Source organism: Chryseobacterium sp. c4a (assembly GCF_009900745.1).
GTDB lineage: Bacteria > Bacteroidota > Bacteroidia > Flavobacteriales > Weeksellaceae > Chryseobacterium.
In genome coordinates this window covers 41,562-59,511 of the sequence record NZ_WXVU01000004.1, presented here as the reverse complement: position 1 = coordinate 59,511, position 17,950 = coordinate 41,562, and the positions used below count along the sequence as shown (strand labels likewise).

The following is a 17,950-nucleotide window of genomic DNA, read 5'->3' as shown; positions in this document are numbered from 1 at the left end:
TTATGCTGAAATTTCGATTTAAAATTATTTTCCGAACATTCCACCCATTCCAGGCATATTCGGCATTTTGCTCATCATCTGCATCATCTGCTTTCCTTGAGGACCTTGCATCATCTTCATCATTTTACCCATCTGATCGAATTGTTTCATCAATTGATTTACATCTTCAATCTTTCTTCCTGCACCTCTTGCAATTCTGTTCTTTCTCTGTGTATTGATAATAGAAGGTCTTCTTCTTTCTTCCGGTGTCATAGAGTAAATAATCGCTTCAATGTGTTTAAATGCATCATCACTGATTTCCACATCTTTAATAGCTTTCCCAACCCCTGGAATCATTCCCATAAGGTCTTTCATGTTACCCATCTTCTTGATCTGGTTGATTTGCTTCAAGAAATCGTCAAAACCAAATTCGTTTTTAGCGATTTTCTTGTGAAGTTTTTTAGCTTCTTCTTCGTCAAACTGCTCCTGAGCTCTTTCTACTAAGGAAACAACGTCTCCCATCCCTAAGATTCTGTCTGCCATCCTTTCTGGATAGAAAAGATCAAGGGCTTCCATTTTTTCACCTGTAGAGATAAATTTGATAGGTTTCTCAACAACAGAACGGATCGTTAAAGCAGCACCCCCTCTTGTATCACCATCTAATTTAGTAAGAACAACCCCATCGAAGTTCAAGGCATCGTTGAATGCTTTAGCAGTATTCACAGCATCCTGACCAGTCATGGAATCCACTACAAAAAGGGTTTCCTGCGGTTTGATGAAATAATGTACGGATTTAATCTCGTTCATCATTTGCTCATCAATCGCTAAACGACCTGCAGTATCCACAATTACTACATCGTGATTGTTAGCCTTTGCAAAGTTGATTGCATTTTCAGCAATTGTAGAAGGGTTTGTAGCCCCTTCCTCAGTATATACAGGTACATTGATCTGTCCTCCCAGTACTTTTAGCTGATCAATTGCAGCTGGACGGTAAACGTCACATGCTACCAATAAAGGCTTTTTATTTCTTTTTGTCTGTAAATAATTAGCAAGTTTTCCAGAGAAAGTAGTCTTACCAGAACCCTGAAGACCCGCAATAAGGATTACAGAAGGTTTTCCTGAAAGATTAATTCCTTCCTGAGATCCTCCCATTAGATCTACCAACTCATCATGAACGATTTTTGTCATCAGCTGTCCCGGAGTAAGGGAAGTAAGAACATTTTCGCCTAATGCTTTATCTTGAACTCTTTTTGTAAGATCTTTTGCAACTTTATAGTTAACGTCGGCATCTACCAATGCTCTACGGATTTCCTTTACGGTTTCCGCTACATTGATTTCAGTAATTTTTCCACGTCCGGAAATATTATGTAATGCCTTGTCTAATTTATCCTGTAAACTATTAAACATATTTATTGTAAATTATAGGTTTGCAAAAATAAGGAATTTTTAAGAAACCTGAGTATGATAGACTTAATATTATAAGGATTTGATTAAAGTTGGAGGCTGGAAGCGGGGAGAGGGAAGTTTTTTGAGGTCGATAAGAGTAAATAAGACTCTTTATAAGATGTTTTGTTGGAAAGCTTGAGTATGATAGACTTAATATTATAAGGATTTGATTAAAGTTGGAGGCTGGAAGCGGGGAGAGGGAAGTTTTTTGAGGTCGATAAGAGTAAATAAGACTCTTTATAAGATGTTTTGTTGGAAAGCTTGAGTATGATAGACTTAATGTTATAAGGATTTGATTAAAGTTGGAGGCTGGAAGCGGGGAGAGGGAAGTTTTTTGAAGTCGATAGTAGTAAATAAGATTTTTTAATAATATATAAAGTAAGAGTCTTGGATTATTTTAATAAAGCGACCTGAATTGCGGTGTTGTAGAATAGTAACTTCCATCATCCGGCTTCCATCTTCCATCCTTATTATAGATATAGAAGAATTCTTTTGTTTCAAAAATTATAATCTTATTTTTGCAGCATGAATTTTCTTGATAGTCTCATTATTGTATTATTAATATCACTGCTTAATATAATAGTATATATAATATTTAAAAAGTATTTATACGGTAAACAGGATGCAGGAATGAAATTTCTGGTCATTAACCTTTCTAAGGATCTGATTTGGCTGATTGCTTCTTTAATAATAATAGAGAAGACCAAAGCTAATTTTCTCTTTATAGTGATCTGTTTTCTCGTTGCATCATTCCTTATTTATTTACCCATAATAAAACTCATTAATAAGTCTTGATTTTTTTGATGATAAAAATCAATTTTTAGTATTGGTAAAGTTTAATAAAATCGATATATTTGCACACGATTAAAAAAGAGATATGAACAGAAAAATTTCTTCATTATTTTTCGCATTTTTATTTGTGTTTATAAGCAGTTTAGCTGCTGCTCAACACGAATCAGAAGGAGAAGTATCAGCGGAAAAAGTAGAGAACAAAGAAGCGAAAGACGGCTTCAATGCGACCACAATGATCATGGAACACATTGGTGATTCTAATGAATGGCATTTATGGACTACAAAAGATGACAGTGGTGAAGAACATCACGTTTCTATCCCTTTGCCTGTTATCATTAAAGATAATGAAGGATGGCATACTTTTCTTTCTAGTAGTATTGCTCACGGACACGAACATGATGGGTATACTTTAGAGCACGGACAAGTAGTTTCTACTAAAGGAATTGAAAAAGCTACATTATTTTCAATCATCAGTGGAAAGCAAAAATCAAACGAAGTGTTTTTTGATCTTTCAGTAACAAAAAATGCAGCTTCAATGTTCTTGTCAGTAATTTTTATGGCAGTAGTGTTCATAGGAATGGCAAGAAACTACAAGAAATCACAACTTCCAAAAGGTATTGGAAAATTAATGGAGCCAGTGATTGTGTTTATCAGAGACGAAGTGGCTATTCCAAACATCGGGTCTGTTAAGTACAAAAGATATATGCCTTATTTATTAACTGCATTTTTCTTTATCTGGATTAACAACTTGTTTGGGTTGATTCCTTTCTTCCCATTCGGAGCTAACCTTACTGGTAACATTGCGATCACAGCAGTATTAGCGATCATTACATTATTAATTACATTATTCAGTGCGAATAAAGATTACTGGAAACACATCTTTATGCCGCCGGTTCCAATCTTATTGTATCCAATCATGGTTCCAATCGAGATCATCGGAATCTTTACAAAGCCTTTCGCTTTAATGATGCGACTTTTCGCTAACGTTACAGCGGGACACATTATGATCTTGGCGATCGTTTCATTGATCTTCATTTTCAAAACTCCATTATTAGGATTTGCATCTGTACCATTAGCACTATTCGTTTCAGTATTGGAATTATTGGTAGCAGCATTGCAAGCATATATCTTCACTGTATTATCCGCACTATTTATCGGAATTGCAGTTGCAGAACACGAACATGAGCACGGTCACGAAGAGCACGCTCACTAATTAAAAGAAAGAATTTAAAAATAATTTTTTAACTAATATAATTTATTTATTATGGATTTATCAACAGGAGCAGGATTAATTTACGTAGGTATCGGTTTAGCAGTACTAGGTGTAGGTCTAGGTATCGGTAAAATCGGTGGTCACGCAATGGACGCTATCGCTAGACAACCAGAACAAGCTGGTAAGATTCAAGGAGCAATGCTTATCGCTGCTGGTCTTATTGAAGGTGCTGGTCTTATCGCGATCATCTTTGGTGCTTTCATCAAGTAATCTATCCTCAAAAAACATTCTTAGCAGTAAAGCGGTTGGCTGCTGCTAAGAATCTTTTAAAAAAACGATCCATAAAATAACATTTAAAAAAAGAATTTACAGATATGGGAATTATTGAACCTGGAATTGGACTTTTGTTTTGGATGACGCTTACTTTTGTTATCCTATTATTTCTTCTAGCTAAATTCGCTTGGAAACCAATTGTAAATGCTGTTAATGAAAGAGAAACTTCTATCATTGATGCATTAAACCAAGCTAAATTGGCTAAAAAAGAGATGGAAGATCTTAAAGCTGACAACGAAAGAATTATTCGTGAAGCTAAAATCGAAAGAGACGCTATCCTTAAAGAAGCTAGAGAAATTAAAGACAGAATCGTAGGTGAAGCTAAAGATGTTGCTAAAGCTGAAGGAGACAAACTTATCGAAGCTGCTAAGCAAACTATCAACGCTGAGAAAAATGCTGCAATGGCAGACATCAAAACTCAAATCGGTGCTTTATCTGTAAACATTGCAGAATCTATCTTGAAACAAAAGTTAGATAACACGGAAGCTCAAAACGAATTAGTTCAAAATTATATCAACAAATCTAACCTTAACTAAGAATGCTTACATCTAAAGTAGCGAAAAGATACGCACAGGGTTTACTTGATTTCACGAATGAATCAGGTCAAACAGCTGCCGTGTTTTCTGAAATGAAAGATGTAGTGAAGATCATGATTGAATCTAAGGATTTGAACAAATTCTTCCTTACACCTTACATTGATGCAAAAAAGAAAATAGAGGTAGCAAACGAAATTTTCAAAGGTTTATCAGCATCTTCCCAGAATTTGATTAAATTGGTTATTAAACACGGACGTGAAAGCCAATTGAAAAATATCGCTCAGGAATTTATCAACAAAGTTGAAGACATCAACGGAGTACAGAGAGTAACGCTTACAACAGCTACTCAGCTTTCCAAAGAGAATATTGATCAGATTCTAAGATCTACCAACTTGGTGAATGCTAATTCAAACTTCGATTTGAAGCTTATCATCAACCAAGATATTTTAGGTGGATACATCCTAAGAGTAGGAGACCAGCAGGTAGACGCGTCTGTGAAGACCAAATTGAACCAAGTTAAAAAAGATTTTCAATTAAATTAAGAAAAACAACCATACAATGGCAGAAATAAATCCGGCAGAAGTATCTGCGATCTTAAAACAGCAATTGGCCAACTTCGATACTCAATCAAACGTTGAGGAAGTAGGTACAGTTTTAACCATCGGTGATGGTATTGCTCGTGTATACGGGTTAGAAAACGTACAATACGGAGAGTTGGTGAAATTTTCTAGTGATGTAGAAGGTATTGTACTTAACCTTGAAGAAGACAACGTAGGTGTTGCTCTACTTGGTGAAAGTAAATTAGTAAAAGAAGGGGATACAGTAAGAAGAACAAACAGAATCTCTTCTATTAAAGTAGGAGAAGGTATGTTAGGAAGAGTAGTAGATACTCTTGGTAACCCTATCGATGGTAAAGGTCCTATCACAGGAGATTTATACGAAATGCCATTAGAAAGAAAAGCTCCTGGAGTTATCTTCAGACAACCGGTAACTGAGCCTTTACAATCTGGTATCGTTGCAATTGATGCGATGATTCCTGTAGGAAGAGGTCAGAGAGAGCTTATCATCGGTGACAGACAAACAGGTAAAACTACTGTTGCGATCGATACGATCATCAACCAAAAAGAATTCTTTGATGCTGGTAAACCAGTATATTGTATATATGTTGCTATCGGTCAGAAAGCTTCTACTGTAGCACAAATCGTTAAAACACTTTCTGATAAAGGAGCTTTAGCTTATACGGTAATCGTTGCAGCTAACGCATCAGATCCAGTTCCAATGCAGGTATATTCTGCAATGGCAGGAGCTTCTATCGGTGAGTTCTTCAGAGACACTGGTAGACCAGCGCTTATCGTTTATGATGATTTATCTAAACAAGCTGTTGCTTACCGTGAGCTTTCTCTACTATTGAGAAGACCACCGGGCCGTGAAGCTTACCCTGGAGACGTTTTCTATCTTCACTCAAGACTATTGGAAAGAGCTGCAAAAGTAATCGCTGATGACGAAATTGCTAAGCAAATGAACGATTTGCCAGAATCTCTTAAGCCAATCGTGAAAGGTGGTGGTTCATTAACTGCTCTTCCAATCATCGAAACTCAGGCAGGTGACGTTTCTGCGTATATCCCAACTAACGTAATCTCTATTACTGACGGACAGATCTTCTTGGAGTCTGATCTATTCAACTCAGGGGTTCGTCCAGCGATCAACGTTGGTATCTCTGTATCGAGAGTAGGAGGTAACGCTCAGATCAAGTCAATGAAAAAAGTATCTGGTACTCTTAAATTAGACCAGGCTCAATATAAAGAACTTGAAGCGTTTGCTAAATTCGGTTCTGACCTTGATGCTTCTACTTTAGCAGTAATCTCTAAAGGAGAAAGAAACGTAGAAATCCTTAAGCAGCCGGTAAATGCACCACTTCCTGTAGACAGTCAGGTAGCGATCGTATATGCTGGAACAGAAAACTTAATGAGAAACGTTCCATTGAACAAGATTAAAGAATTCCAACATGAGTATATCGAGTTCCTAAGATCTAAGCACCCTGATACTATGGCTGCTATCAAGTCTGGGAAAATTGATAACGATATTACAAGCGTTCTTAAGCAGGCAGCTAACGATTTAGCTTCTAAATACAACTAAAAAAATTCAATGTTTAAGGTTTAAAATATAATGTTTTAAGCCTTAAACTTTAGACCTTAAACTTTGAACCCAAATTAATGGCAAACTTAAAAGAAATACGAGGCAGAATTACGTCAATTTCATCTACGATGCAGATTACACGTGCTATGAAGATGGTTTCCGCAGCGAAACTTAAAAAAGCACAAGACGCAATCGTAATGTTAAGACCTTATTCTGAAAAATTACAGGAGCTTATCCAGAATGTAAATTCTAGCTCTGATCCTGACCAGGTTTCTGTATATGCTCAGAAAAGAGAGGTTAAAAGAATACTTTTCATCGCTGTTACTTCAAACAGAGGTCTTGCAGGAGCTTTTAACTCTTCGATTGTAAAAGAGCTTAACCTTCAGTTCCAGAACAACTCTCAGTATGAGATTGAAGTTCTTCCTGTAGGTAAAAAAGTATATGATGCTGTAAGAAGAAATCGTTCAGTATATGCTAATGGAAGTTCTGTTTATGATAACCTGAATTTTGATGCAGTTGCTCATATCACTGAAGGTGTTATGACAAGCTTCAAAGAAGGTAAATTTGACGAAGTTTATGTTATTTATAACAAATTCGTTAATGCAGCTACTCAAGAGGTAACTACAGAACAACTTCTTCCAATCTCAATGCCTGAAACTACAGAGCCACAGGTTGAAACAGATTATATCTTCGAACCAAACAGAGCAGAGATCTTAGATAACTTGATCCCTAAGTCTATTAAAACTCAGGTTTTCAAAGCAATCTTAGATTCAGTAGCCTCTGAACACGGAGCAAGAATGACTGCAATGCATAAAGCTACAGATAACGCAGAAGCTTTGAGAAATGATCTTAAAATTTTCTACAACAAAGCAAGACAGGCTGCAATTACCAACGAAATCTTGGAAATTGTTTCCGGAGCAGAAGCTTTAAAAAATTCATAAAGAATTATTTTAACATACAACTAAAAGCATCGATCTTATCGATGCTTTTTTCGTTTCTAAAGGTTAAAAACGCTTATTAAGCTTTCAAAAATTATCTTATTCTGTAAAAACAATTCATATATCCGATTATTTTTTTTATTGCAAAATAGGCAGGTTTTATGAAGCTGTTTTTTTTCCTTAAAAATTCCTCTATTGAAATAATCTATCCAAGATTCAGGTTATTTTTATTTTGCATATCTTTGTACCTAATAAAATTTATACAACTTCTAAATGGACTCGGACATAGTCAGGCTTTTGCTGGCCTTATTTCTTGTTTTACTAAATGGCTTCTTCGTAGCCGCAGAATTTTCAATTGTTAAAGTTCGTTACTCTCAAATTCAGTTAAAAGCCGCAGAAGGGGATTCTATGGCAAAACAGGCAGAACATATCATCAAACACCTTGATGAATATCTTTCCGCAACACAATTAGGAATTACGTTGGCTTCCCTTGCCCTGGGTTGGGTAGGAGAGAGTGCCTTACACCATATCGTTGAAAATATTTTTCACTCTTTAAATGTTGATTTAACCCAAACGACGATTACTACCGTTTCAGTAGTAACCAGCTTTGTGTTGATTACCATTATGCATATTGTATTTGGAGAACTTATCCCTAAATCAATAGCGATCAGAAAATCAGAATCTACAACAATGGCAACTGCTGTTCCGTTGAGAGTTTTCTATACCATCTTTAAACCGTTTATCTGGTTAATGAACTCTATGTCTAATGGTTTCCTTAGACTTATCAAGATTCACCCGGCTTCTGAGCAGGAAATTCACTCTACAGAAGAACTTCAGCTTTTGGTAAAACAAAGTGCAGACAGTGGTGAGATTGAGGAAGAGAACTATGAGATTATTAAAAATGCATTTGATTTTACAGATCACTCTGCAAAACAGATCATGGTTCCAAGACAAAATATTACTTCCATCGACTTTGAAGAAGATGTGAACGACATTATTAATAAGATTATGGACAGTGGGTATTCCCGTATCCCTGTATATATTGATTCTATTGACAATGTGATCGGAATTTTCTACACCAAGGAAATTATAAGAGAATTTGTTAAAAGAAAAGGAGATCTGGATCATGAAGATCTTAAAGACTTAATGCGTGATGCCTTTTTCGTAGTGGAAAGTAAAAAAGTTTCAGACTTATTGAAAACTTTCCAATTGAAAAAACAGCATATTGCTATCGTTATTGATGAATTTGGAGGAACTGAAGGGATTATTACTCTTGAGGATATCCTTGAAGAGCTTGTAGGAGAAATTCAGGATGAAGAAGATGACGAAGAAAAAATCGTGGATAAAATAGCAGATAATACCTATTGGGTACAGGCCACTCAGCCTTTGGATGAAATCAATGAATTTTTACCTAAGAAGCTCCCTCTTTCAGAAGAAAGCGAATACAACTCGCTGGCCGGATTTATTCTTTATGAACTGGAAGAAATTCCTGAAGAAAACCAGGAATTTGATCTGGATGACTATCATTTCAAAATTCTGAAGATGAACAATAAGAGTGTAGAACTCGTTGAATTGATATACCAGGAGCCTAATGCTATTGATAGTTTAGCAGAAAAGATTGGTGAAGTTTAAAACAACTAAGAATGAATTTTTATAATACGATAAGAGACTACGAAGATCCGAAACGACAGTATGAAGAAGAAGTTCTTGTACTGGATGATACAGATGAAGTCTACAAACTGGTGTTGCATAATGATGATATTCATACCTTCGATTATGTGATCGACAGCCTGATTGAAATATGCAAGCATACATTAGAACAGGCAGAGCAATGTACAATTCTTGTCCACTATAAGGGCAAATGTACTGTAAAAACAGGCTCATTGGATCTTTTGAAGCCCATGCACGAAAAATTACTTTCACGAGAATTAACGAGTGAAATCGTATAAAATAAAAACCGACAAGTTAATTGTCGGTTTTTTTTATTGAATTCAGAGGTGAAAATCGAGTAATAACAATACATCACAAAGAATGACGACATTCCGGGAAATCTTTTAATCTTTAAATGCTTTAATCTTTTAATTTCTCAATACTCTTACATTGCTACATTTTATCTAAAATAGTATATTTGTACCAACTATAAAGAAACAAAAAAACAATGCTTGTAATAGGAATTGCCGGTGGGACAGGATCCGGCAAAACTACAGTTGTTGATAAGATACTTCAGCAGCTTGATATCGAAGGAATGAATATCCTTTCTCAGGATAATTATTATCACGACAACCAAGGTCTTACATTGACGGAAAGAGAGGCTTTAAATTATGACCATCCGAAGTCGATAGATTTTGATTTACTGATAAAACACGTAAAAGCTTTAAAAAACAATGAGCCGATAGAACAGCCGATTTATAGCTTTGTAACACATTCCAGAACTGGAGATCACGTCACTGTAGAACCTAAGAACGTATTGGTAGTAGAGGGAATTTTGGTTCTTACCAATAAAGAATTACTGAAAGAATTTGACCTGAAGGTTTTTGTTCACGCAGATTCTGATGAAAGGCTGATCAGGAGGATCAGGAGAGACACTCAGGAAAGAGGAAGAGATCTGAGCGAAGTTTTACACCGCTATCAGACTACTTTAAAACCAATGCACCAGGAATTTATTGAGCCCTCTAAGAACGAGGCGGATCTTATTATCCCAAATATGAAACAGAATTCCGTAGCGATTGATTTTTTAACTACTGTTATTAAAAACTCGTTGAGAAAACATTAAAAAAAATGGAAGAAAATAACCTTATCAAAGACATTCAGCCGAAATCTGAAACATTCAAACTTATCCAAAAATATGTGTTGAATAAGTATACCATTACGATCTGTTTGTTCTTGGTATGGATGATTTTCTTCGACAAAACCTCATTTCTTGTCATTAACGAACTGAATGGTGAGATTCATAAATATGAAGATCAATTGGAGTATTACAAAAAAGAATACGAAAAGAATGATGCCTTCTATAAAAAATTGATGAATAACAAGTCAGAAAAGGAAAAGTATGCAAGAGAAAATTATTTTATGAAGAAACCAAATGAAGAAATCTTCATTCTGGTGGTAGACAGTACAAAAGTCGCTAAAAAATAATAATAGAATAGGTCACCAGGGGGAGTTCATCAATTCCCCTTTGACAATTCACAACCTAAATAAAACTAATGTCAAATACAGCTACCCTTCCAAACTGGGAAAATTTAGTAAAAAAACAGCTTAAAACAGAAGATATTTACCCTATTCTCGAAAAGGAAAATCTAGAGGGAATAGATGTAAAACCTTTCTATACAGATGTTAAGAAGCCTTTGGCAAACCTGCCAAGAGTTGAAGAAAGCACCCATTTGGTAGCCAGATATCATGAAAGTCTGGAAGATGAAGTATTTGCATTTTTGCTGGATCAGAATGTAGAACATCTGACAGAGAAGACCATTTTTGTCAACAACAAAGACCTTGCAGGGCACATCAGTCCCCAGGAAGAAGATCAATATTTTTCTTTAATTGATGTTTTTAACGAAAAAGAGGCAACTATTGATGATCAGCTAGCTAAGGAATTATTGTCAAAAGGATTTAAAAGAAGTATTTGTATAGATATTTCCTTACATCAGAATGCCGGAGCTGCCATCTATCAGCAATTAGGAATAGCTTTAGCAAAAACAAAAGAACTAGTAGAAGTATATGGTGCTGATATTTTTAATAAATTGATTTTCAAAATCGCTGTGGGAGGTAATTATTTCTTTGAAATGGCAAAATTGAGAGCCTTTAAAATGGTTTTTAATCAACTTTCCAAAGAATACGACCTTGATGAAGTTCCCTACATTTTTGCAGAGACTTCCCTTAGAAATAAAGCGGTTTCCGATAATGAAAATAATCTGATCCGTTCTACACTGGAACTTGCTTCAGCGATGATTGGTGGGGCAGATGCTGTTTTTACCAACAATTATCTTGTCGCTAGAAGTACAGATAACTCTGAAGAAATTTCTTTCAAGCAACAGATTGTATTAGCTTACGAAAGTATTATTAACGTATTTGAAGACGCTGCTAACGGAAGCTATTATGTTGAAGATATCACCCAGCAGATTGCAGACAAGTCCTGGGCTTTGTTTGTGGAAATGGAAGAAGCAGGTGGTTATCTTGAGCTTTTGAAGCAGGGAATTATTCAGAAAAAGATTTATGATCACGCTATTGAAGAGCAGGCATGGATCGAAGAAGGAAAAATTAAACTGATCGGAGTTAATTTATACCCCAAATTAGACGTTAAAAAGTCTATTGCAGATCTATACAACGAAAAAGAAATTAAAGCTGTTCGCTGGGCAGAAATGTTTGAATAACCTTTTTTAAACCACGGATTACACAGATTTTCACAGATGATTACGTATAAGATTCTGTGATTTTTCATATTATAATCTCATTAGATAGAAGAATCAGATAAAATTGATTCAGAAAATATTGAAATTATTACTTTGTATAATTCGGGAGTAATTAATATCAGAAAATCTATATTTTCTGTATATACTGGGCTTGGACCAGGTCTTTTAGAGAAGGTTTATGAAAAAGTTTTAGCTTATGAGCTTGAAAATATTGGTTTGAAAGTTGAGACTCAGGTTCCAATGAAAATTAAATATAGGGGGCATTTCTATTGAATCCAGTTTTATTGCCGATATTATTGTTGAAAATAAAGTGATTATAGAAATTAAGGCAGTCAATGAAATTTCAAATATTCATCACCAACAATTGCTAACTTATTTAAAGCTTACAAATTTGAAATTAGGAATTTTAGTCAATTTTAATACTGATTATATTAGCAAAAGTATATTCAGAAAAATAAATGGTAATCTGGATTAAAAAAATATAAAAAATTGATAAAAAGTAATACTTGAAAAAATTAGAAACACTTTCTAATCCGCAATATTAATTCTAGTTTTATTTAGAACTAAGTTTGAATAGAGCTAAAAAATAATTATCTGTGAAAATCTGTGTAATCTGTGGTTAAATTATTAAATAAAGACGTTCAAGACTATATCAATGCAAATCTAAAAACAGATCTGCACTCCCTACTACTGAAAAAATCTACATTTCCTGAGGTTTCTATGCAGGAGATTGTACAACAAATTAAAGGAAAGCAGGTAGCAGAGAAAAAATTCCCCTTTTTATTGCAGGATGGTATAATTTTTCCTCCACAGCTTAATATGGAGCAATCATCCTCTGAAAAAACCGCTCTTTATAAATCAGAGATTTTAAAAGGTAAAAAATTTATTGACCTTACCAGCGGTTTTGGAATAGATGCCTATTATTTATCTCAAAATTTTGATGATATCACTTTAATAGAGCAAAATACAGAGCTTTTAGAGATCGTTGAACACAATTGGAATACACTTGGAAAGAAAGCAAGGTTTATCAATCAGAAATTAGAAGATTTTTTGAATGAAAACCAGGAAAATTTTGATACTATTTATTTGGATCCGGCCAGAAGAGACCAGAATAAGAATAAAGTCTTTCTTTTAGAAGATCTTTCCCCCAATATTCTTGAAATCCAGGAAAAGTTATTGTCAATATCAAATCAGGTGATGATTAAGCTTTCTCCCTTGATCGATCTGAAGTATCTTATTTCAGTTTTACCTCCCATTTTCAGGATTGACATTATTGCTCTTAAAAATGATGTAAAAGAGATTGTGGTCTTCTTATCTGGAGAAAATAAAAAAGAGATTATTTGCAACTGTGTGAATCTTGACAGCGGAGAATCTCCCTTTAGTTTTATATTTGGGGAAGAAGAAAATGCCCAATCGCAATATACTGAACCTGAAAAATTCATTTATATCCCTAATAATTCTATTCTAAAGGCTGGAATTTTTAATTTAATTTCTGAAAAATTTGGAATTAAAAAACTACATCCCAATACCCATCTTTATACTTCTGCTGAAAAACTAAACGAATTTCCAGGAAGAATTTTTGAAATGGAAGTTGTTGATTCTAAAAAGATTAAAAAGAAAGAACAATTCAATATTATTTCAAAAAATTATCCTCTGAAGCCTGAAGAAATCAAGAAAAAATATGGTTTGAAAGATGGTGGAAATGATTACCTTATTTTTACACAGTCCAAAAAAGGGAAAATTATTTTAAAATCAGTATAAAAATGTTGCCAAAAGAAACAGGATTTCTTAATTTTGGGCAATCAAAAATTTGAGCATGAAATCGCCCGCTGTTTAGCTTATACCAGCAGATTAAAATAAGGTGATTCCGGATGATATTTAAAAAATAAATTTTACATATGAAAAAATTAGTTATATGTTTAGCGATTGCAACAGTAGCTGTAAGCTGTAAAAAAGTTCCTCAAGGTGGAAGCAAAGGTGTTATAAAACTTGAAGAAGGAGCAGAAAGATATTCTGATGATCCTCAGGGTGGAGAAGCTCATGCTACACATGGGGCTGCTGCTGAACACAAGGAAGAAGCAGTAAAACCAGAAGCTGCAGCTCCTAAAACAGATAGTACTGCTGCTGCTAAGCCTGCTGAGAAAAAAGAAGAGGCTCCAAAAGCTGAACACTAATTATTAGTATACCATATAAAAATGCCCTGTTTTTTGCAGGGCATTTTTTATTTGAAAAAATGATTACAGCGCCAATCATCAGGAAATAATCTTTTTCTTTAGAAAATCCTGCGTTTTTACTTGGCTCAGCGGTGCATTTTTTTTAATTTTAACAAAATAAAATTTTACAATGCAAGAGACATTAAATTACATTAACGAAAACAAGCAGCGTTTCGTGGATGAATTATTTGAGTTATTGAGAATTCCTTCTATTTCTGCAGATCCAGCGTATAAAGATGATGTATTGAAGTGTGCAGATGTATGTGCAGAACACCTTAGAAATGCAGGAGCTGATCAGGTTGAAATATGTGAAACTAAGGGTTATCCTATCGTTTTCGGAGAAAAAATTATAGATACAAACCTGCCAACGGTATTGGTTTACGGACATTATGATGTACAACCGGCAGATCCATTAGAATTATGGACAAAACCTCCTTTCGAGCCTTATATCGAGAAAACTGAACTTCACCCGGAAGGTGCGATCTTCGCAAGAGGATCAGCAGATGATAAAGGACAGTTCTTTATGCATCTGAAAGCATTTGAAGCAATGATGAGAACCAATACGCTTCCTTGTAATGTTAAATTTATCCTGGAAGGCGAAGAGGAAGTAGGATCTGTAAGCTTAGGAGACTTTGTGAATGAAAACAAAGAAAAACTATCTTGTGATTGTATTTTAATTTCTGATACCCATATCTATAGCAACGAACAACCTACTGTAACAACAGGATTAAGAGGGTTAAGTTATGTAGAAGTAGAAGTGGAAGGTCCAAACAGAGACCTGCATTCAGGGCTTTACGGAGGAGCAGTTCCAAACCCGATTCATGTACTTTCCAGAATGATTGCTAACCTTATCGATGAAGATGGCCACATCACTATTGATGGTTTTTATGATAATGTTGAGATTGTATCTGATGCAGACAGAACAGAAATGAATAAACTGAAGGATAATCCTGAAGAATTCAAGAAATCAATTGGATTAAGCAATATTGAAGGGGAGAAAGGATATACAACATTAGAAAGAGCTTCTATTCGTCCAACTTTAGACTGTAATGGTATTTGGGGCGGATATACAGGAGAAGGAGCTAAAACGGTAATTCCTTCTAAAGCGTTCGCTAAAATTTCAATGCGTTTAGTTCCTTATCAAACACCGGAAGAGATTACTGAAAAATTCACGAAGTATTTCGAAAAAATTGCTCCGGATACAGTAAAAGTGAAAGTAACTCCTCACCACGGAGGGATGCCTTATGTATTACAAAGCGATACCAAAGAATTCTTAGCCGCTAAAAAAGCTATGGAGACAGCATTTGGTAAAGAAGTATTACCCTATAGAAGTGGAGGAAGTATTCCTATTACATCGATGTTTGAGAAGGTTTTAGGAGCTAAGTCTGTACTGATGGGCTTCGGATTGGATTCAGATGCGATCCACTCTCCAAATGAGCATTACGGATTATTTAATTTCTATAAGGGAATTGAAAGTATTCCTTTGTTTTTTGAAAATTATTCAAAATAAGGAGTTATAAAATATTTTTAAAACAGGGTGTTTCTTTATGAATACCCTGTTTTTTTTGATATACATAAATAGTGAAAAATAACCTCTTGAAAGAATCTGGAGGAGGATATCTTCCCATAAATTTATTAAAAAGTAAACATTGTACCATTTTGTTTAGATATACCTTCTCTTTTTGGGGGAGGTATATTTTTTTATTCACCGAATATTTCAGTGAAAAAAGATTTTATGAAAAATTTTCACCTTGAATTTAATTAGAATAAGAATAAAATATAACTGATAAACAGTTAATTCCACTGAATATAAAGGGTTTGTTTTTTATTTGATGTTAAGTTATTTCACCTTTCAAGGAAAGTTTATATTTTTATTCCAAACTTGAAAACTAATGAAAAAAATTTACTCAATCGCATGCTCTTTATTAGCATTACTTTCTTTTGCCCAGCAAACGGTTTCCTTTGAAGATAACGAAGGATTTGCACCTGGAAATATTCATGGCCAGGGAGCTTGGATTAGTACGCCTACAGGGGGAACTCCTGAAAATGTAATTCATCAAACTATTAGTACAGATGCCGCTACAGATGGAAATAGTGCTCTGAAAATTGTAAAAGAATCTATTTATGGAGTTCAATCGGAGCCTATTATTGGAGGATTTTATAATCTAACAACACCTCTTATCAGTACTCTCTTTTCCGTTTCATTTGATATTAATATGTCCCAGATTGATGGTTCAGTCTTTGGATTTCAGGGATTCAATAATAGCAATGAACAAACCGTTGTGAGAGTAGATTTTGATAAAACAGGAATCATAAAAGTACTTAATAAGAACCTCAATGTACAGAATATGGTTTCTACAGCCGGAGTCTGGTCTCCTAATACATGGTACAGATTGAAGGTGGTAGGTACTGCTGCAAATACCCAATATTATCTTAATGACATCCTATTTTACACAGAAACAACGGCTATTCCTCTCACTATGGATCAATTACGGTTTGTTCACAACAATGACCTAGGGATAGCTTATATTGATAATATTAAGATCAACGAAGAATTGATTTTGTCTGCTAAAGAAGCAAAAACAGATTCTAAAATAGTAACAGTGTATCCTAATCCGGTAACCGACTATGTTCATTTAAGATTGCAGTTTCCAATGAGTAAAGCGGAAGTTTATACTGCCGAAGGAAGAGCAGTTAATGTCATATTTAAAAATAATGTTGCCGATGTAAGAGATCTTGCGCCTGGTGTTTATTTAATTAAAATTATTTATGATGATGAAATGTATTATTTAAAATTTATAAAAAAGTGATTATTTTTCTATAAAATACAATAATTGCTATTCTTGTTTTAACTTCCCATCATTGTTGGGTTTTTGTAATGTTTATAGTTGTTATTTTATCCTGTTTTTGTTATTAAATAATTTTCAAAACTTCAATTTAATTAATTTTTTAATAAAAATGAAGTTTTGAAAATTAATAGAATTATTTATTTTTATTTCGAAATGTGTTGATTTATTTAATCTAATATCTTTTTTATTTGAATTAAAAACACTATTATTGCAATAATTATGAATATTGAATAATAAGTTATGGTTAAAAATTTATTCGTTTTGGGATTATTAGGATTATCCCTAAATTTAGTTAAGGCGCAAACTGTTGTATTCCAAGAAGGGTTTAACACAGGCGCAGGATGGTCAGTTATAGATAGAGACGCTGATGGAGAAAACTGGGGTGTTTATACAGGAAATGCAACTACTGATGGTTGGGGATTTACTGGAAATTTTGCTGGATCAGCATCTTGGTTACCAGCACCTGTAGGAGCGTTAACTCCTGATAATTTATTGATTTCGCCAGCAATAACACTTCCTGCAACGGGAACTTTATCGTTAAGTTTTCAAGTAGGATCTTCTGATACTCAGTTTTTTGCTGAGCATTATGCAGCGTATGTGCTGTCAAGTACTGCTACATTTACAGGTACTGAAACACCTTTGATTGAAGGAACTGTAACAGCAGGAAGAACAGCATTAACTAAAACAGCAACAATTCCTAGCAATCTGGCAGGGCAGAGTGTAAAACTATATCTTAGACATTTTAATACGAATGATCAAAACCTTTTGATCGTAGATAACGTTAAAATTACACAAACAGGAAGCTTGGGTACTGCTGAAAGTAAAGTATCTAAAGTAGAGACTTCTCTATATCCTAATCCTGCAACAGATGTTCTTAACATTCAATCTAAAGGAAAAGTTAATGCTGTTGAAATCTATGATATCAGTGGAAGAAAAGTATCTGCAGATCTAGATGGAGATAAAGTAAATGTTAAAAACTTGAATCCAGGAAGCTATATTATCAGCATTGAAACGAAAGAAGGTAAAACTACCGAGAAATTCATCAAAAAATAATACCTGATAAATCTTAGTATCAGTAAAGCGCTCCAATTGGAGCGTTTTTGTTATTT

Annotated in this window: 19 protein-coding genes; 18 read left to right on the top strand and 1 reads right to left on the bottom strand. The window is 34.4% G+C overall.

The annotated features are described in order from the left end of the window. Positions 1-24: 24 nt before the first annotated feature. A complete protein-coding gene (ffh, locus tag GTR01_RS07665; RefSeq protein WP_068943517.1) occupies positions 25-1,386 on the bottom strand; it encodes a signal recognition particle protein in 1,362 nt (453 codons plus the stop codon). A gap of 916 nt (positions 1,387-2,302) precedes the next feature. On the opposite strand from ffh, the gene atpB reads away from it, so the two are divergent. The 18 genes from atpB to GTR01_RS07580 all read left to right on the top strand — a co-directional run bounded on the left by atpB (position 2,303) and on the right by GTR01_RS07580 (position 17,894). Then, positions 2,303-3,430, top strand: coding sequence for a F0F1 ATP synthase subunit A (gene atpB, locus GTR01_RS07660; RefSeq protein WP_160137268.1), 1,128 nt, complete (start codon positions 2,303-2,305; stop codon positions 3,428-3,430). 51 nt (positions 3,431-3,481) lie between these two features. Continuing rightward, a complete protein-coding gene (locus GTR01_RS07655) occupies positions 3,482-3,700 on the top strand; it encodes an ATP synthase F0 subunit C (RefSeq protein ID WP_007844726.1) in 219 nt (72 codons plus the stop codon). 104 nt (positions 3,701-3,804) lie between these two features. After that, positions 3,805-4,299: a F0F1 ATP synthase subunit B gene (locus GTR01_RS07650; protein ID WP_115973782.1), complete on the top strand. Its 495-nt coding sequence runs from the start codon at positions 3,805-3,807 to the stop codon at positions 4,297-4,299. Positions 4,300-4,301: 2 nt separating this feature from the next. Further along, positions 4,302-4,841, top strand: coding sequence for an ATP synthase F1 subunit delta (atpH, locus tag GTR01_RS07645; protein WP_160137267.1), 540 nt, complete (start codon positions 4,302-4,304; stop codon positions 4,839-4,841). Between the two features lie 16 nt (positions 4,842-4,857). Further along, on the top strand, positions 4,858-6,435 hold the full coding sequence (gene atpA, locus GTR01_RS07640; RefSeq protein WP_123911281.1) for a F0F1 ATP synthase subunit alpha: 1,578 nt from the start codon (positions 4,858-4,860) through the stop codon (positions 6,433-6,435). Positions 6,436-6,512: 77 nt separating this feature from the next. Continuing rightward, the gene (gene atpG, locus GTR01_RS07635; protein WP_068943512.1) at positions 6,513-7,376 is read left to right on the top strand and encodes an ATP synthase F1 subunit gamma; all 864 of its coding nucleotides are present in this window, start codon (positions 6,513-6,515) and stop codon (positions 7,374-7,376) included. Positions 7,377-7,646: 270 nt separating this feature from the next. After that, on the top strand, positions 7,647-9,005 hold the full coding sequence (locus GTR01_RS07630) for a hemolysin family protein (protein WP_160137266.1): 1,359 nt from the start codon (positions 7,647-7,649) through the stop codon (positions 9,003-9,005). A gap of 11 nt (positions 9,006-9,016) precedes the next feature. After that, positions 9,017-9,322, top strand: a complete 306-nt coding sequence (locus GTR01_RS07625; protein WP_160137265.1) for an ATP-dependent Clp protease adaptor ClpS — start codon at positions 9,017-9,019, stop codon at positions 9,320-9,322. A 209-nt stretch (positions 9,323-9,531) separates the two neighbouring features. Further along, positions 9,532-10,146 (top strand): uridine kinase, encoded by a 615-nt coding sequence (gene udk / locus GTR01_RS07620; RefSeq protein ID WP_066693081.1) that lies wholly within the window; start codon positions 9,532-9,534, stop codon positions 10,144-10,146. A gap of 5 nt (positions 10,147-10,151) precedes the next feature. Continuing rightward, positions 10,152-10,508, top strand: a complete 357-nt coding sequence (locus GTR01_RS07615) for an FtsB family cell division protein (protein WP_068943509.1) — start codon at positions 10,152-10,154, stop codon at positions 10,506-10,508. Between the two features lie 68 nt (positions 10,509-10,576). Further along, positions 10,577-11,740: a methylmalonyl-CoA mutase family protein gene (locus tag GTR01_RS07610; protein WP_160137264.1), complete on the top strand. Its 1,164-nt coding sequence runs from the start codon at positions 10,577-10,579 to the stop codon at positions 11,738-11,740. A 132-nt stretch (positions 11,741-11,872) separates the two neighbouring features. Next, positions 11,873-12,052, top strand: coding sequence for a GxxExxY protein (locus tag GTR01_RS24830; RefSeq protein WP_317167588.1), 180 nt, complete (start codon positions 11,873-11,875; stop codon positions 12,050-12,052). Positions 12,053-12,089: 37 nt separating this feature from the next. Continuing rightward, on the top strand, positions 12,090-12,254 hold the full coding sequence (locus tag GTR01_RS24825; RefSeq protein WP_317167587.1) for a GxxExxY protein: 165 nt from the start codon (positions 12,090-12,092) through the stop codon (positions 12,252-12,254). A 140-nt stretch (positions 12,255-12,394) separates the two neighbouring features. Then, positions 12,395-13,540, top strand: coding sequence for a class I SAM-dependent methyltransferase (locus GTR01_RS07600; protein ID WP_228452179.1), 1,146 nt, complete (start codon positions 12,395-12,397; stop codon positions 13,538-13,540). A gap of 137 nt (positions 13,541-13,677) precedes the next feature. Next, a complete protein-coding gene (locus GTR01_RS07595) occupies positions 13,678-13,953 on the top strand; it encodes a hypothetical protein (RefSeq protein ID WP_160137263.1) in 276 nt (91 codons plus the stop codon). Between the two features lie 169 nt (positions 13,954-14,122). After that, the gene (locus GTR01_RS07590; protein WP_160137262.1) at positions 14,123-15,502 is read left to right on the top strand and encodes a dipeptidase; all 1,380 of its coding nucleotides are present in this window, start codon (positions 14,123-14,125) and stop codon (positions 15,500-15,502) included. A gap of 382 nt (positions 15,503-15,884) precedes the next feature. Further along, positions 15,885-16,802, top strand: coding sequence for a T9SS type A sorting domain-containing protein (locus tag GTR01_RS07585; protein ID WP_160137261.1), 918 nt, complete (start codon positions 15,885-15,887; stop codon positions 16,800-16,802). A 279-nt stretch (positions 16,803-17,081) separates the two neighbouring features. Beyond that, complete coding sequence (locus tag GTR01_RS07580; protein WP_160137260.1) at positions 17,082-17,894, top strand: T9SS-dependent choice-of-anchor J family protein; 813 nt, start codon at positions 17,082-17,084, stop codon at positions 17,892-17,894. Positions 17,895-17,950 lie beyond the last annotated feature (56 nt).

Bases quoted from the DNA above. Each gene is read 5' to 3' on its own strand.
- ffh (WP_068943517.1), bottom strand. From the start codon at position 1,386: ATGTTTAATAGTTTACAGGATAAATTAGACAAGGCATTACATAATATT.
- atpB (WP_160137268.1), top strand. From the start codon at position 2,303: ATGAACAGAAAAATTTCTTCATTATTTTTCGCATTTTTATTTGTGTTT.
- GTR01_RS07655 (WP_007844726.1), top strand. From the start codon at position 3,482: ATGGATTTATCAACAGGAGCAGGATTAATTTACGTAGGTATCGGTTTA.
- GTR01_RS07650 (WP_115973782.1), top strand. From the start codon at position 3,805: ATGGGAATTATTGAACCTGGAATTGGACTTTTGTTTTGGATGACGCTT.
- atpH (WP_160137267.1), top strand. From the start codon at position 4,302: ATGCTTACATCTAAAGTAGCGAAAAGATACGCACAGGGTTTACTTGAT.
- atpA (WP_123911281.1), top strand. From the start codon at position 4,858: ATGGCAGAAATAAATCCGGCAGAAGTATCTGCGATCTTAAAACAGCAA.
- atpG (WP_068943512.1), top strand. From the start codon at position 6,513: ATGGCAAACTTAAAAGAAATACGAGGCAGAATTACGTCAATTTCATCT.
- GTR01_RS07630 (WP_160137266.1), top strand. From the start codon at position 7,647: ATGGACTCGGACATAGTCAGGCTTTTGCTGGCCTTATTTCTTGTTTTA.
- GTR01_RS07625 (WP_160137265.1), top strand. From the start codon at position 9,017: ATGAATTTTTATAATACGATAAGAGACTACGAAGATCCGAAACGACAG.
- udk (WP_066693081.1), top strand. From the start codon at position 9,532: ATGCTTGTAATAGGAATTGCCGGTGGGACAGGATCCGGCAAAACTACA.
- GTR01_RS07615 (WP_068943509.1), top strand. From the start codon at position 10,152: ATGGAAGAAAATAACCTTATCAAAGACATTCAGCCGAAATCTGAAACA.
- GTR01_RS07610 (WP_160137264.1), top strand. From the start codon at position 10,577: ATGTCAAATACAGCTACCCTTCCAAACTGGGAAAATTTAGTAAAAAAA.
- GTR01_RS07595 (WP_160137263.1), top strand. From the start codon at position 13,678: ATGAAAAAATTAGTTATATGTTTAGCGATTGCAACAGTAGCTGTAAGC.
- GTR01_RS07590 (WP_160137262.1), top strand. From the start codon at position 14,123: ATGCAAGAGACATTAAATTACATTAACGAAAACAAGCAGCGTTTCGTG.
- GTR01_RS07585 (WP_160137261.1), top strand. From the start codon at position 15,885: ATGAAAAAAATTTACTCAATCGCATGCTCTTTATTAGCATTACTTTCT.
- GTR01_RS07580 (WP_160137260.1), top strand. From the start codon at position 17,082: ATGGTTAAAAATTTATTCGTTTTGGGATTATTAGGATTATCCCTAAAT.